This window comes from Elongatibacter sediminis, assembly GCF_037892215.1.
Classification (GTDB): Bacteria; Pseudomonadota; Gammaproteobacteria; order Xanthomonadales; family SZUA-36; genus Elongatibacter; species Elongatibacter sediminis.
Map to the genome: position 1 here is coordinate 83538 of NZ_JAZHOG010000008.1, position 16169 is coordinate 99706.

At 61.1% G+C, this 16169-nt stretch carries 12 protein-coding genes and 1 tRNA gene; all 13 read left to right on the forward strand.

Features of this window, described 5'->3' with window-relative positions; genetic code table 11:
• Entirely contained in the window at positions 1 to 1296 is a 1296-nt protein-coding gene (gene nuoF, locus V3330_RS12645; protein ID WP_354695792.1) for an NADH-quinone oxidoreductase subunit NuoF, read from the forward strand.
• A complete protein-coding gene (gene nuoG / locus V3330_RS12650) occupies positions 1293 to 3680 on the forward strand; it encodes an NADH-quinone oxidoreductase subunit NuoG (RefSeq protein ID WP_354695793.1) in 2388 nt (795 codons plus the stop codon). The genes nuoF and nuoG overlap by 4 nt, the downstream gene beginning before the upstream one ends.
• Positions 3680 to 4717 carry an NADH-quinone oxidoreductase subunit NuoH gene (gene nuoH, locus V3330_RS12655; protein WP_354695794.1) on the forward strand — a complete coding sequence of 346 codons (1038 nt, stop codon included), beginning with the start codon at positions 3680 to 3682 and terminating at the stop codon, positions 4715 to 4717. Before nuoG ends, nuoH begins: the two co-directional genes overlap by 1 nt.
• Entirely contained in the window at positions 4717 to 5205 is a 489-nt protein-coding gene (gene nuoI / locus V3330_RS12660; RefSeq protein ID WP_354695795.1) for an NADH-quinone oxidoreductase subunit NuoI, read from the forward strand. Before nuoH ends, nuoI begins: the two co-directional genes overlap by 1 nt.
• Positions 5206 to 5221: 16 nt before the next feature.
• On the forward strand, positions 5222 to 5836 hold the full coding sequence (locus tag V3330_RS12665; RefSeq protein WP_354695796.1) for an NADH-quinone oxidoreductase subunit J: 615 nt from the start codon (positions 5222 to 5224) through the stop codon (positions 5834 to 5836).
• Between the two features lie 10 nt (positions 5837 to 5846).
• Positions 5847 to 6152 carry an NADH-quinone oxidoreductase subunit NuoK gene (gene nuoK / locus V3330_RS12670; RefSeq protein WP_354695797.1) on the forward strand — a complete coding sequence of 102 codons (306 nt, stop codon included), beginning with the start codon at positions 5847 to 5849 and terminating at the stop codon, positions 6150 to 6152.
• Position 6153: 1 nt separating this feature from the next.
• The gene (nuoL, locus tag V3330_RS12675) at positions 6154 to 8148 is read left to right on the forward strand and encodes an NADH-quinone oxidoreductase subunit L (protein ID WP_354695798.1); all 1995 of its coding nucleotides are present in this window, start codon (positions 6154 to 6156) and stop codon (positions 8146 to 8148) included.
• 13 nt (positions 8149 to 8161) lie between these two features.
• The gene (locus V3330_RS12680; protein ID WP_354695799.1) at positions 8162 to 9703 is read left to right on the forward strand and encodes an NADH-quinone oxidoreductase subunit M; all 1542 of its coding nucleotides are present in this window, start codon (positions 8162 to 8164) and stop codon (positions 9701 to 9703) included.
• Positions 9704 to 9716: 13 nt separating this feature from the next.
• Complete coding sequence (gene nuoN, locus V3330_RS12685; protein WP_354695800.1) at positions 9717 to 11162, forward strand: NADH-quinone oxidoreductase subunit NuoN; 1446 nt, start codon at positions 9717 to 9719, stop codon at positions 11160 to 11162.
• Positions 11163 to 11224: 62 nt separating this feature from the next.
• Positions 11225 to 11301: transfer RNA gene (locus tag V3330_RS12690), tRNA-Met, on the forward strand.
• 267 nt (positions 11302 to 11568) lie between these two features.
• Complete coding sequence (gene rimP / locus V3330_RS12695) at positions 11569 to 12042, forward strand: ribosome maturation factor RimP (protein WP_354695801.1); 474 nt, start codon at positions 11569 to 11571, stop codon at positions 12040 to 12042.
• A gap of 53 nt (positions 12043 to 12095) precedes the next feature.
• Complete coding sequence (nusA, locus tag V3330_RS12700) at positions 12096 to 13595, forward strand: transcription termination factor NusA (RefSeq protein WP_354695802.1); 1500 nt, start codon at positions 12096 to 12098, stop codon at positions 13593 to 13595.
• A 30-nt stretch (positions 13596 to 13625) separates the two neighbouring features.
• Entirely contained in the window at positions 13626 to 16163 is a 2538-nt protein-coding gene (infB, locus tag V3330_RS12705) for a translation initiation factor IF-2 (RefSeq protein WP_354695803.1), read from the forward strand.
• Positions 16164 to 16169 lie beyond the last annotated feature (6 nt).

Here is a 16169-nt window from a genome sequence, read left to right on the forward strand (position 1 = left end):
ATGGCAGATCACAACGTCGTATTCACAACGCTCGAGGCCGAACAGCCGTGGTCGCTGCAGACCTACTACGGCATTGATGGCTATGCTGCCTGGAAAAAAATTCTCCAGGAAAAGACACCGCAGGAAAAAATCATCGAGACCGTCAAGGATTCCGCCCTTCGCGGGCGTGGCGGCGCGGGTTTTCCGACCGGACTCAAATGGAGTTTCATGCCTCGCTCGGCGCCGGGGCAGAAGTACGTCCTGTGCAATTCCGACGAATCGGAGCCGGGCACCTGCCACGATCGGGACATCCTGCGCTTCAATCCACACGCGGTGATCGAAGGCATGGCCATTGCCGGCTATGCCATGGGTGCGACGGTGGCTTACAACTATCTGCGCGGGGAATTCCACCACGAACCGTTCGAGCGGTTCGAAGCCGCCCTGGCTGAAGCCTACGAAGCCGGCCTGCTGGGCCGGGACATTCTCGGTTCGGGCGTCGACATGGATATCCATGCCGTGCTCGGTGCCGGCGCTTACATCTGCGGCGAAGAGACGGCCCTGATGGAATCGCTCGAAGGCAAGAAGGGCCAACCCCGGTTCAAGCCGCCATTTCCGGCGAATTTCGGCTTGTACGGCAAGCCCACGACGATCAACAACACGGAAACCCTGGCCTCGGTGCCGCACATCATGCGCCATGGTTCCGACTGGTTTCTCAATATCGGCGAGCCGAACAATGGCGGGCCGAAAGTATTTTCCGTTTCCGGTCACGTCAACAAGCCGGGCAATTATGAAGTGCCGCTGGGAACGCCGTTTGCAGAATTGCTCGAAATGGCTGGCGGAGTGCGCACCGGACACAAGCTCAAAGGCGTGATTCCCGGTGGGTCGTCGATGCCGGTGCTGCCTGCCGACGTGATGATGGAGTCCACGATGGACTACGACTGCCTCGGCAAGGCCGGTTCGGGGCTGGGTTCCGGCGCGGTCATCGTCATGGATGATTCGACCTGCATGGTCAAGGCCTGCATGCGCATCGCCCAGTTCTATCACATGGAATCCTGCGGACAGTGCACGCCTTGCCGTGAGGGGACGGGCTGGATGCACCGCATGCTGCAACGTATCGTTGCCGGCAAAGGCCAGGAAGGCGATCTGGAACTCCTGCGTTCGGCCGCGGGGCAGATCGAAGGACACACAATCTGTGCATTCGGCGAGGCGGCTGCCTGGCCGGTTCAGGGCATGCTGCGGCAGTTCTGGCCGGAATTCGAGTACTACGTCAAACACGGCCGTTCCATGGTCGACGAGCAGCAGGGGCTGGCGGCATGAGCGCGGAAGCCAAAGAGGTGAAACCGGCCGTGGAAATGGTCAACATCGAGGTCAACGGCGTGCCGATGGAGGCGCCGAAGGGTTCGATGATCATCGAGGCCACCGACAAGGCCGGTATTTCGATTCCGCGGTTTTGCTACCACCGCAAGCTCAGCATCGCGGCCAACTGCCGGATGTGTCTGGTGGACGTCGAGAAGGCGCCCAAGCCGATGCCGGCCTGCGCGACGCCGGTGATGGAAGGCATGAAAGTCTATACCGAGTCGCGCCGCGCCATTGATGCGCAGCATGGCGTGATGGAATTCCTGCTGATCAATCACCCGCTGGATTGCCCGATCTGTGACCAGGGCGGTGAATGCGAACTGCAGGATCTCGCCATGGGCTACGGCCGCTCGGTGTCGCGCTTTACCGAGCGCAAGCGCGTGGTCAAGGACAAGAACGTCGGCCCGCTGGTGCAGACGGACATGACCCGCTGCATTCATTGCACGCGGTGCATCCGGTTTCTCGACGAGATCGCCGGCACCGTGGAAATGGGCGGAACCGGCCGAGGTGACCGGCTGGAAATCGGTACCTGTGTCGAGAACAGCATCGATTCGGAACTTTCGGGCAATATCATCGACCTGTGCCCGGTGGGCGCCCTGACCAACAAGCCGTTCCGTTTCTCCGCACGCGCCTGGGAAATGGCCGCCCGTCCGTCGGTCGGCGCACACGACGGCGTGGGATCGCACCTCTATTACCACGCACGCACGGGCCGCATCATGCGCGCCGTGCCGCGAGACAGCGAAGCGACCAATGAGACCTGGCTGGCGGATCGCGACCGCTACAGCCACTTCGGGCTCTACCACGAGGACCGGGTGATTCAGCCGCTGATCAAGGTCGACGGACAGTGGCGGGAATCCACCTGGGACGATGCGCTTGCGCGTGCCGTCGAGATCCTGAAGAACGCAGGCAAGGATTTATGCACGCTGATGTCGCCGTCCGCGGCCACCGAGGAGTATTACCTGGCACAGCGCTTGGTGCGAGCGCTGGGTAGCGCCCACATAGATCATCGCCTGCGCGAGTGTGATTTCGCGGATGATGGCATGCGCCCGTCCGCGCCGCTGTTCCAGACCCATATCGCCGGGCTCGAATCGACCGACGCCGCACTGCTGGTGGGCTGTAACCCGCGGCACGAGGCACCCATCCTGGGGCATCGCCTCCGCAAGGCGTGGCGGGCTGGTGCCACCATTTCCGTGATCAATCCCCTGAAGTGGGATTTCGTATTCGACGTGGAACATCAGCAGGTGGTGGCGCCACAGCAAATGGTGGGTGAGCTTGCGGCCGTGTGTGTCGCGGCGGCCGGTGAAACCGGGGTGCCAGATGCATTGACGGAGCTGGTGGCCGGGGTGGAACCCACGGATGCGCACCGCGCGCTGGCCGATCGGCTGCGCGGTGCAGAGCAGGGTGTGATCCTGGTCGGCCACTTCGCCGCGGGGCACGAGCAGGCTGCTTCGCTGAGGCAACTGGCCGGCTGGCTGGCGGAACTCACGGACTGCGGCATCGATATTCTGCCCCACGGCGCGAACGCGACCGGTGCCTGGCTGGCCGGCGCCGTGCCCCATCGCGGGCCGGGCGGCCGGCCGGTGGAAGCGGGGATGACGGTTGCGGACATGCTGGGGTCCGAAGGAAATTCCTGGCTGCTCTGGGATTTCGAGCCGGGCCACGATGTGTCCGATCCGGCTGCCGCGCAGGGCGCACTGGCGAATGCCGCAGGGGTGGTCGCCGTTGCCGCCTACGCCGGCGATGACTTGAAAAGCGTCGCCGACGTCATCCTTCCGCTTGCGCCGGTGGCAGAAAGCGAAGGCAGTTTCATCAACGTCGACGGTCTCCCGGTGCCATTCGCCCCGGCGGGCCGCGTGAGCGGTGACGCGCGTCCCGGCTGGAAGATTCTGCGCCGGCTGGGTGATGCACTGGGATTGGAGGGCTTCGGCCAGGTTTCGCTGGCAAACCTGCAGGCGGAAATGCGTGCCGACATCGACGCCGGTACCGCTCAGGCCGTTGCGCCGGCGTCCGTGGTCCTGTCCGCCGCGAGAGCGGGTGACAACGGGCTGTTCCGAATTGGCGAGGTTCCCATGTACGCCGTGGATGCCCTGTGTCGCCGTTCGGCGCCGCTGCAGCAAACCGTGCACGCCGAAAGCGATTTTGTCGGACTGAACCCGGCGGATGCGGACCGTCTTGGATTGACCCACGATGGCAAGGCACGGGTGCGTCAGGGCACAGCCTTTGTCGAGCTCCCCGTCCGGGTCACCGACCAAGTGCCGTCCGGCGGCGCCTGGGTCCGGAGCGCGACCGAATTCGGCCGGACTCTGGGTCCGGCCAGCGGGCCGATCAAAGTGGAGGTCGCGTGATGGAATCCGGCCTGCTCGACCAGGTGATCGAACTGGTGATCGTGGTGGCCAAGATCCTGGCCATCGTCGTGCCGCTGATTCTGGCCGTCGCGTATTACACATACTTCGAACGCAAGGTCATCGGCTACATGCAGATCCGGGTCGGGCCGAACCGGGTTGGCCCGTGGGGACTGTTGCAGCCGTTTGCCGATGTTTTCAAACTGCTGCTGAAAGAGATCGTCCTGCCGGAAAATGCGAATCGGTTTCTGTTCGTGCTGGCGCCCATCCTCTCGCTGGCACCGGCATTCGCGGCCTGGGCGGTCGTCCCGTTCAACGACTGGATGGTGCTGGCTGACATCGACGCAGGCCTGATCTACCTGCTGGCGATGACGTCGATGGGCGTCTACGGCCTGATCATCGCCGGCTGGGCATCCAACTCGCAGTATGCGTTTCTCGGTGCCTTGCGTTCCACGGCACAGATGGTGTCCTACGAAATCGCCATGGGTTTCTCCCTGATCGGCGTATTGATTCTGGCCGGCAGCCTGAATCTGCGTGAAATCGTGCTGGCGCAATCGGGTGGCCTGTTCGACTGGTTCTGGTTGCCGCTGCTGCCGTTGTTCGTGGTCTATGTCATTTCCGGGGTGGCCGAAACCAACCGCGCACCGTTCGACGTGGCCGAGGGTGAGTCGGAGATCGTCGCCGGTTTTCACGTGGAATACTCGGGCGCCGCGTTCGCGGTGTTCTTTCTGGCTGAATACGCGAACATGATCCTGATTTCGGCGCTCACGGCCCTGTTGTTCGCCGGTGGCTGGCTGTCGCCTTTTCAGGGCGTTCCGGTACTCGGCGATACCTTGCTGGGGCAGGGCAGTATCTTCTGGTTTCTGGGCAAGACCGTCATGTTCATGTTCGGCTTCCTGTGGTGGCGTGCGACGTTCCCGCGCTACCGTTATGACCAGATCATGCGCCTGGGCTGGAAGGTATTCGTTCCGATCACCCTCGTCTGGGTCATGGTGGCGGCCCTGATTTCGGTCTTCGGTCTCGTCGTGAGAGGAAGCTGATGAACGCCGTCACACGTTATTTCAAGAGCCTGATGCTGCTCGAACTGTTCGAGGGCCTTTCCGTTACCCTGCGGTATTTCTTCCGGCCCAAGTTCACGATCCGCTATCCGGAGGAGAAGACTCCCAAGTCGAACCGGTATCGAGGCCTGCACGCCCTGCGCCGGTATCCCAATGGTGAGGAGCGGTGCATCGCCTGCAAGCTCTGCGAGGCGGTTTGCCCGGCGCTAGCCATTACCATCGACTCGACCCAGCGGGATGACGGCACGCGCCGCACGACCCGATACGACATCGATCTGTTCAAGTGCATCTACTGCGGTTTCTGCGAGGAATCGTGTCCGGTCGACTCGATCGTCGAAACGGATTTTCTGGAATACCATTTCGAGAATCGCGGTGAAAATATCGTGACCAAGGACAAACTGCTCGCGATCGGCGACCGGTTCGAAGACCGCATCGCCGCGGCGCGCCGCCAGGACGCGGCTTTCCGCTGAGGAACAGGACACCACGATGCCCATCGTCGAAATCGTTTTCTACCTCTTCTCGCTGGTGCTCACCGGGGCCGCCGTCATGGTCATTTCGGTGCGTAATCCGGTGTTCGCCGCTCTGTTCCTGGTGCTGGCTTTCTTCAGCTCCGCGGCCATCTGGATGCTGCTGGAAGCGGAGTTTCTGGCCATCATCCTGGTGCTGGTTTACGTCGGCGCGGTCATGGTGCTGTTCCTGTTCGTGGTCATGATGCTGGACATCAATCTGACGCCGCTGAAGGAAGGATTCGCCAGCTATCTGCCCGTGGGGCTGATCGTGGCCGGCATCATGGCGGCCGAACTGCTCGTGGTGCTGTGGGCACGTGGACGGTTCAGCGCTGACGCTTTCCCGGTGCCGGCGCCGCATCCGGACGGCTATTCCAATACCAAGTACGTCGGTGAATGGCTTTATACGCACTATCTGCTGCCGTTCGAAGTGGCCGGCATCATTCTGCTGGTCGCGATCATCGCGGCCATTGCGCTCACCCTGCGCAAGCGTTCCGGCACCAAGACCCAGGACCCGAGCCGCCAGGTTTCGGTACGCCGTGACGAGCGAATCCGCCTGGCGAAAATGAAACCCGAACCACGGCAGGACGGCTGAGGAGCGAGCGATGTTGACTCTGGCACATTTCCTGACCCTCGGCGCGATTTTATTCTGTCTGAGCGTGGCGGGGATCTTTCTGAACCGTAAGAACGTGATCATCCTGCTTATGTGCATCGAGCTCATGCTGCTCGCCGTCAACATGAATTTCGTCGCGTTTTCCCGCTTTCTCGGTAACGCCGATGGCCAGGTTTTCGTGTTCTTCATCCTGACTGTCGCCGCGGCCGAAGCCGCGATCGGCCTGGCCATCCTGGTCGTGCTGTTCCGCAACCGCCGGACCATCAACGTGGCCGATCTGGACGAACTGAAGGGCTGACATGTCTCACGAAACCGCACTGTTGTTGGTTCCATTGCTGCCGCTGGCGGCCGCAGCCGTTGCGGGCCTGTTGCGTGCGCAGGTCGGGCGCGCGGGCGCGCACTGGTTGACGATACTCGGGGTGGGCGCGTCCTTCGGGATTTCCGTCTGGATTCTGTACCTGCAGGTTCAGGGCGGTCTCGAAACCCTGAACTACAGCGTTTACACGTGGATGATTTCGGATGGCATCCGTTTTGAAATCGGGTTTCTGATCGATCATCTCACTTCCCTGATGATGGTGGTCGTCACCTTCGTGTCGTTGATGGTGCACATCTACACCATCGGCTACATGGCCGACGATCCCGGTTACCAGCGGTTTTTCAGTTACATCGCCCTGTTCACGTTTTCGATGCTGATGCTGGTGATGTCCAACAACTTCCTGCAGCTGTTTTTCGGCTGGGAAGCGGTGGGCCTGGTTTCTTACCTGTTGATCGGCTTCTGGTTCAATCGCGAGTCCGCCATTTACGCGAGCCTGAAGGCGTTTATGGTCAATCGCGTGGGGGATTTCGGATTTCTGCTCGGCATCGCCGCGGTGCTGTACGCGACAGGATCGCTGGATTACGGCACGGTGTTCGGCCAGGCCGGAGCCATTGCCGAACGGACCTTCGTCATCATTCCGGGAATGGAATGGAATTTGATGACGGTCATCTGCATCTGCCTGTTCATCGGGGCCATGGGCAAGTCGGCGCAGGCGCCGTTGCACGTGTGGCTGCCGGATTCGATGGAAGGCCCGACCCCCATTTCGGCACTGATTCATGCCGCCACGATGGTCACCGCCGGTATTTTCATGGTGGCGCGCATGTCGCCGTTGTTCGAGTACAGCGAAACGGCGCTGAGTTTCGTCATGTTCGTCGGCGTGTTCACGGCACTCGCCATGGGTCTGATCGGCATGGTCCAGAACGACATCAAGCGCGTGATCGCATACTCCACGCTGTCCCAGCTCGGTTACATGACCGTGGCGCTGGGCGTGTCCGCCTACTCCGCCGCGATATTCCACCTGATGACCCACGCTTTCTTCAAGGCATTGCTGTTCCTGGGCGCCGGTTCGGTCATCATCGCCTTGCACCACCAGCAGGACATGCGGTACATGGGCGGCTTGGCCAAGCGCATGCCGATAACCTGGATCACCGCGTGGCTGGGTACCCTGGCGCTGGTCGGTTTTCCCTTCTTCGCGGGTTTCTATTCCAAGGACGCCATTATCGAGGCGGTCGCGGAATCGCATCGCGCCGGCGCCGGCATTGCCTACTGGGGCGTGCTGCTGGGGGTTCTGGTGACGGCGTTTTACAGTTTCCGCCTGCTGTACCTGACGTTCCACGGTCAACCGCGCTACCGGGTCGATGCCGAGGCTGGCCATCATCCACCCGACGGGGTTCTGCAGCATGAGCCGCACGAGTCTCCACTGGTGGTGACCGTGCCGCTGATCCTGCTGGCGGTGCCTTCGGTATTGATCGGTTACCTGACCATAGAGCCCATGCTGTTCGGTGGCTGGTTGTCCGACGCAATCGTGGTCAAGCCCGCCAACGATGTGCTGGCGGAGTTGGGCACCCACTTTCATGGCGCCTGGGCCATGGGCATGCATGCCCTGGCGACGCCGCCTTTCTGGTTGATGTTGACCGGTTTCGCGCTGGCGACCCTGATGTACCGCATCCGGACCGGCCTGCCCGGGCGCGTGCGCGACGCGCTACCGGGCTTGTACCGCGTGCTGCTGAACAAGTACTACTGGGACGAGGCTTACCAGGCGCTGTTCATTCGCCGCGCGGTGCAGTTCGGTCAGGGACTCTGGCAGAAGGCCGATGCCGGCCTGATCGACGGGGTGCTGGTCAATGGTTCGGCACGGCTGGTCGGCAGCGTGGCGCAACGGGTTCGGGTCTGGCAAAGCGGCTACCTGTTCCAGTATGCCTTCGCGATGATCATCGGCTTGATTGGCATCCTGGCCCTGTGGGTCGTACTGGGCTGAGGAAAGGGAAGACATGGAATCGCACTGGCCGTTACTGAGTCTGCTGATCTGGATCCCTATTCTTGGGGGAGCCGTGATTCTCGCCCTGGGCGAGCAGAAACCCGTTCAGGCCCGCTGGCTCGCGCTGGTGGTGGCCGCGGTGACTTTTGTGCTGAGTTTCCCGCTGTTCACGGACTTCGACCGTACGACGGCGGCGATGCAATTCGTCGAACACTCGGCGTGGATCGAACGCTTCGATATCTGGTATCACCTGGGTGTCGATGGTTTCTCGGTTCCCTTGATCCTGCTGACCACGTTTTTCGGTGTCATCGTCGTGGCAGCCGGCTGGGAGTCCATCCAGAAGAGGGTGCATCAGTACATGGCGGCCTTCCTGGTCATGGAAGGTCTGATGGTGGGTGTCTTCTCGGCACTCGACGGATTTTTGTTCTACGTGTTCTTCGAAGCCATGCTGATTCCGATGTTTCTGGTCATCGGCATGTGGGGCGGGCCGCGGCGGGTGTACGCGACGATCAAGTTCTTCCTGTACACGTTCCTGGGATCGGTGTTCATGCTCGTGGGCCTGATCTGGCTTTACCTTGAGTCGGGTTCCTGGGCCATACTCGAATGGCACCGGCTGCCGCTCGGCTTGACGGCGCAGACCTGGCTGTTCCTCGGTTTTCTCGCGGCTTTCTCGGTGAAGATTCCAATGTGGCCCGTGCACACCTGGTTGCCCGATGCGCACGTCGAGGCACCCACGGGTGGGTCCGTCATCCTGGCGGCCATCATGTTGAAAATCGGCGGCTACGGATTCATCAGATTCAGCCTGCCGGTCACCCCGGATGCCAGCGGCAGCCTGGATTGGCTGATCATCCTGTTGTCGCTGATCGCGGTCGTTTACATCGGTTTTGTCGCGCTGGTTCAGCAGGACATGAAGAAACTGATCGCCTATTCGTCGATTTCACACATGGGCTTCGTGACCCTCGGGATGTTCATCGCTTTCGGCATATTCCGCAATGGCGGGGGGCAGGGAGCGGCGCTGGGCGTCGAAGGCGCCATGGTTCAGATGGTCTCCCACGGGTTCGTATCGGGTGCGCTGTTCCTGTGTGTGGGGGTGCTGTACGACCGCATGCACAGCCGCATGATCAGCGATTATGGCGGTGTCGCCAATGCGATGCCCTGGTTCGCGATGTTCACCGTGCTGTTTTTCATGGCCAATTCCGGATTGCCGGGAACCAGTGGCTTCGTCGGTGAGTTCATGGTGATTCTGGCGGCTTTCCAGGCCAGTTTCTGGTACGCGTTCTGCGCCGCCATCACCCTGATTCTGGGCGCAGCCTACAGCCTGTGGCTGGTCAAACGGGTGATTTTTGGCGAACCCGGAAGCGAGGAAGTGGCGAAACTGAACGATATCGGCATTCGGGAGGCTTCCGTGCTGGGTGTGATCGCGGCCGCGGTGCTGCTCGTGGGTGTCTGGCCGGATCCGCTGGTCGATCTGATGCATGCCTCGGTCGAAGGCCTGTTGGCCCACATACAACAACCGAAAATCCCGGTCGCCGCCACGGCGGCAGCGGGCATTTGACGGAGGTTCGACCATGAACGGAACCTACTTCCTGCTCGCGGCACCGGAGATCTGGATTCTGTCCATCGCCTGCGTCATTCTGATCGCCGACCTGTTCCTGAGCGAAGAACGCCGTGGCATCATCCATTTGCTGGCCATGCTGGGCCTGGTGTTCGCGGCGATACTCACGCTGCGATCCGATTACCTCGAAAGCGGTCAGCGGGCGGTGGTGACCTTCAGCGGGAGTTTCATTCGTGACCCCGCGGGTGATGTGCTGAAGTTGTTCAGCTACGTCGTCCTGGCGTTCGTCTTCGTCTATGCCAAGCATTACCTGCGGCAATTCCGCATGTTTCGGGCGGATTTCTATACGTTGGCCCTGTTCGCACTGCTGGGCGTCATGTTGCTCATTTCCGCGAACACGCTGGTCATGGTTTACCTGGGGCTGGAACTGACGTCACTGGCTTCCTATGCGCTGGTGGCCTACAACCGGGATTCCGGTCGCGGTTCGGAAGCCGCGATGAAATACTTCGTGCTGGGAACCATGGCATCCGGCATGCTGCTCTACGGCATGTCGATGGTCTACGGGGCGACCGGAAGCATGGAACTGGATACCATCGCGGCCGCGATCAGCCTGGCCGGCAGTGATGATGTCATGCTGGTGTTCGGCCTGACTTTCCTGGTCGTGGGGCTGGCCTTCAAATTCGGTGTCGTTCCCTTCCACATGTGGATTCCTGATGTCTACGAGGGAGCCACCGCCCCGGTTACGCTGTTTCTCGCATCCGTGCCGAAGTTGTCGGCCTTCGCGATGGCCTACCGCTTGCTGGAGACCGGCATGGGTGGCTTGCATGGTGATTGGCAGCAGATGCTGGCGGTGCTGGCTGTTTTGTCCATCGTGTTGGGCAACGTGGCGGCCATTGCCCAGAGCAACATCAAACGCATGCTCGCCTACTCGACGATTTCCCATATGGGATTCGCGTTACTGGGATTTCTGCCGGGCACCGAGGAGGGTTTCGGCGCCGCGATGTACTACGTCATCGTTTATGCGCTGATGTCGGCCGCTGCGTTTGCCATGGTCGTCCTGCTCTCGGGGCGTGGAGTGGAAGCCGAGCAGCTCGATGACTTCAAGGGTCTGAACCAGCGCAATAACTGGTACGCGGCGATCATGGCCATGGTGATGTTTTCCATGGCGGGTGTGCCGGTATTCGTCGGGTTCTTCGCCAAGTGGCTGGTGATCCAGGCGGCTCTGGAAGCGGGAATGGCCTGGCTGGCCATCCTGGCCGTGGTGTTTTCGGTCGTGGGCGCCTTTTATTATCTGCGCGTGGTCAAACTGATGTACTTCGATGAACCGGCCTCGGAAGAAGCGCTTTCCGCGCCCGTGGATTTCAGGGCAGTGCTGTCACTGAACGGTATTCTGATGCTGGGTCTTGGGGTGTTTTCCGGGTCTTTGATCAGCGTGTGCATGAACGCTTTCGCGGGTTGATGTCAATGCGCATTGGCGGCTTGAATTCGATCGTGCGAACCTATATTATGATCGGCTGCTGATGCGGGGTGGAGCAGTCTGGCAGCTCGTCGGGCTCATAACCCGAAGGTCGCAGGTTCGAATCCTGCCCCCGCTACCAGTTTGAGAATAAAAAGGCCCCAGTGGGGCCTTTTTACTTGATCGGTCCCGTACGTGCTTTTGATGTGGACTGGACCTGATATTCGCGATGCACTGGAAGATGCAATGATTCTTTGATACGCGCATTGAGCCGTGGCACACCCAACGGGGAGGCCATGGCGGCTTCAGGGTCGGAGACCCGGGGTTCAGTTCGTTGCGAGGGGCTGTCATGCCCTTTTTTTGTGCCCGGATACCGGCAACCGGAAGCCACGGGCGCCTGGAGATGAGTTTGAGCGTTGCGAAATTAACCGCCCTGCTGCAGCCTCTGGTCACGGAACTCGGATTCGAGTTCGTGGGACTGGAGTACAGCAGCAACCCCAAGAACCCGGTGCTGGTGCTGTATATCGACAAGCCGGAGGGTATCGCGGTTGAAGATTGTGAAACCGTAAGCCGCGAAGCTGCTGCTTTACTGGATGTGGAAGACCCGATTCCCGGCCACTATGTGTTGGAAGTGTCTTCACCCGGTCTTGATCGCCCTTTGTTCACGCCCGAGCAATTCGAGCGTTTTGCCGGGGAGGTCGCTCAGGTTTCGGTATTTGCCCCCGTATCCGGGCGCAGGAAGTTCAAGGGACGGATTCTCGGAGTCGATGACTCGGAGATCCGGATTGAGCAGGACGGAGAAGCGATCGTCCTGGAACACGGCAACATCGCCAAAGCGCGGCTGGTGCCGGATTACGACCAAATATTCGCCGAGCTGGGCTGAAGCACGGCAGACTCAGCGAACAGAACCGCATTTCGACAGAGAGAACACACGCGATGAGCAAAGAGATCCTGCTGGTTGTGGATGCCGTCTCGAACGAGAAGGGTGTCGGCAAGGACGTCATTTTTGAAGCGCTGGAAGCGGCCCTGGCCTCGGCGGCCCGGCGCCTTGGCGGCGACGAACGCGATGTCCGGGTGGCCATCGACCGAAGTACCGGAGAATACGAGACTTTCCGCCGGTGGGTGGTCGTCGATGACGATGCCGAAGTCGAAAACGAAGACGCTGAAATGCGACTCAGCGCGGCGCGGGAAATCCAACCCGACATCGAAGTCGAAGGCTTCATCGAAGAGCCGATGGAAAACGCGGAATTCGGCCGGATCGCGGCGCAGACGGCCAAGCAGGTCATTGTCCAGCGGGTACGCGAAGCCGAGCGCGCCCAGGTGGTCGAGGCGTATCGCGATCGGGCGGGTGAACTGGTCAGCGGAATCGTCAAACGCGTCGAACGCGGAAATGTGTATGTCGATCTCGGGGGCAATGCCGAAGCCTTCATCGGGCAGCGGCACATGATTCCAGGCGAGTCCGTGCGGCCGGGAGAACGTCTGCGCTGCTACCTGTTCGAAGTTCGCGAGGAGCAACGGGGTCCGCAACTGTTCGCCAGCCGGACCATCGTCGAGTTTCTTGTCGCACTGTTCGAGCTCGAGGTGCCGGAAATCGGTCAGGATCTGATTTCCATCATGGGCGGGGCCCGCGATCCGGGACGTCGCGCCAAGATCGCCGTGCGTTCGAATGATCGCCGCACCGATCCCATCGGGGCCTGTGTTGGCATGCGCGGTTCGCGCGTACAGGCCGTTTCCAACGAACTGGCGGGAGAACGCATCGACATCATCCTGTGGGATGACAATCCGGCGCAGTTCGTCATTAATGCGATGGCGCCTGCTGAAGTGGCGTCGATCGTGGTCGATGAGGAGAAACAGGCCATGGACATCGCGGTCGAGGAGTCCAACCTGTCACAGGCCATCGGCCGGGGTGGCCAGAATGTCCGTCTCGCCAGTGAATTGTCCGGCTGGACCCTGAATGTGCTGACCATCGAGCAGGCTGAGCAGAAAGGCGAAGACGAGGCGCGAGCCATCCTCGATCGCTTCATGGAGAAGCTGGATGTGGGTGAGGACGTGGCCTCGATCCTGGTGCAGGAAGGCTTCAGCAATATCGAGGAAGTGGCTTATGTCCCCGAGTCGGAATTGCTGGAGGTCGAAGAGTTCGACGAAGAAATTGTCGAGGAGATTCGACGCCGGGCGCGGGATGCCCTGCTGACGCAAATGATTGCGCGTGAGGAGGTGCTGGACGAGAATCGCCCGGCGGACGATCTCGTGGCGCTGGAAGGCATGTCCGAGCGACTGGCCTTCCGGCTGGCCGAGAAGGGTGTGCGTAGCCAGGAAGACCTGGCGGAGCTGTCGGTCGATGAGTTGATGGCGATTGACGAGATAACGGAAGAAGAAGCGGCCGCGTTGATCATGGCCGCGCGGGCGCCGTGGTTTGCCGAAGAAAACGAAGAATAAGCGCAACCCGGGACCCGAAAGGAGCAAAGTATGTCGAATGTAAGCGTTGCACAACTGGCCGAAGTGCTCGGTGTGGATGTCGCCCGGCTGATCGAACAGCTCAAGGATGCGGGCATTGAGGCGTCCAGCGGTGAAGACGCGGTGTCCAATGAAGACAAGAAAAAACTGCTGGCGCATTTGCGTGCCAGTCACGGCAAGGCCGACAGTGATGCGACCGCGCCAAAGAAGGTCACTCTGAAGCGCAAGAGCGTCAGTGAACTGCGGGTGTCCGGAAGTGGGCCGCGCGCATCGACGAGAACCGTGAATGTCGAGGTGCGCAAGCGGCGCACCTACGTCAAGCGCGAAGTCGCACAGGAACAGCTTGGCGTCGACTATTCCGACCGGGAAGAAGCGCGCAAAAAGCTCGAGGAAAGTCGCGCCGAGCGAGCCGAAGAAGAGCGCAAGCAGCAGGAAGTGCTGGATCGCGCACGGCTGCAGCGCGAAGAAGAGGAACGTAAAGTCCTCGAAGAGCAGGAAAAGAAGGCCGCCGAGGAAGAGTCTCGCCGGGAGGCCGAAGAGCAGGCCCGGCTCGATGCGGAAAAGCAGGCCGAAGCCGAACGGGCACGCAAGCAGGAAGAAGAACGGGTGCGCAAACTCGCAGAAGAGAAGCGTCGCCGCGAGAAAGAAAAGAGCAAGCCGGCAACACGATATGGACGTAAGGAACTGCACGTCGCCGGCGGCGCCCTGGCGGCGCGGAGGCGTCGGCCCAGCAAGCGCATCAAGCACTCGAACCGGCCTTCCGAGCATGGATTTTCGCGCCCGACCGCTCCGGTCACGCGCGATATCGCCGTACCCGAAGCGATTACGGTGGCCGAATTGGCCAAGCTCATGGCCATCAAGGCCGGTGAGGTCATCAAGGCCCTGATGCAGATGGGCATGATGGTGACGATCAACCAGTCTCTGGATCAGGACACCGCGATGCTCGTGGTCGAAGAAATGGGCCACACGGCCAAGCCGGCCGAAGCCAAGGACGTGGAACAGGAACTGATCGCCACCAAGGAAGAGAGTTCGGCCGAAGAAGTCACTCGTCCACCGGTCGTCACCGTGATGGGGCACGTGGATCACGGCAAGACTTCGCTGCTGGATCACATCCGCAAGTCACAGGTGGCAGAGGGTGAAGCCGGCGGCATCACCCAGCACATCGGCGCATATCACGTGGATACTCCGCGCGGTACCGTGACTTTTCTCGACACGCCGGGACACGCGGCCTTCACATCGATGCGGGCCCGCGGTGCGCAGGCGACGGATATCGTCGTGCTGGTCGTGGCGGCCGATGACGGTGTGATGCCACAAACCCGTGAGGCCATCCAGCACGCCCGCGCGGCGGAGGTGCCGATCATCGTGGCGGTCAACAAGATCGATCGCGCCGAGGCGGATGTCGATCGGGTCAAGACCGAGCTGTCGAAAGAAGAAGTCATTCCTGAAGACTGGGGTGGCGAGGACATATTCGTCGAAGTGTCGGCCAAGACCGGGCAGGGTATCGAAAATCTGCTTGAATCCATCCTGTTGCAGGCCGAACTGCTCGAGTTGAAAGCGCCTGAAAAAGGTCAGGCCCGAGGCCTCGTGATCGAGTCCAGCCTGGACAAGGGCCGCGGCCCGGTGGCTACCCTGCTGGTCCAGCAGGGAACGCTGGAGCGTGGCGACATGATTCTGGCCGGCCAGGAGTACGGCCGGGTACGTGCCATGTTTGATGAAACCGGTGAGGCCATCGATTCCGCTGGCCCGTCCATGCCGGTCGTCGTTCTGGGCCTGTCCGGGGTGCCGGCGGCGGGGGACGAAGTGCTTGCGGTCACCAACGAGCGCAAGGCCAAGGAAGCGGCTTCCCAGCGCCAGGACCGCATGCGCGAGTCGCGTCTGGCACGGCAGCAGGCCGCAAAATTGCAGAACCTGTTCGAAAACATGGGCAAGGAGGACCAGTTGCAGGTCAATCTGCTCATTCGCGCCGATGTGCAGGGCAGTGTGGAAGCGCTGCGGGATGCCTTGACCAAGTTGAGCAACGACGAAGTGCAGGTCAATGTGATTGCCTCCGGCGTTGGTGCCATTACCGAATCCGACGCTTCGCTGGCCCAGGCCTCGAGCGCGATCATCATCGGCTTCAACGTTCGCGCTGATGCGTCGGCACGCAAGACGATCCAGGAAAACGAGCTGGACCTGCATTACTACAGCGTCATCTACGACGCGATCGACGAGGTGACCCAGGCCATCAACGGCATGCTGGGCACCGAGGTCAAGGAGCAGATCATCGGCCTCGCGGAGGTCAAGGATGTTTTCCGCTCCTCGCGTCTGGGCGCCATCGCGGGTTGCCTGGTGGTCGAAGGCGTGGTCCGGCGCAAGAATCCGATCCGTGTACTGCGAGACAATGTCGTGGTCTTCGAAGGCGAACTGGAATCCCTGCGCCGGTTCAAGGACGACGTCAACGAAGTCCAGTCCGGCACCGAGTGTGGTATTGGCGTGAAGCAGTACAACGACGTCAAACCCGGTGACCAGATCGAGTGCTTCGAGCGGATCGAGGTTGCCCGAACGCTCTAGCGGCGG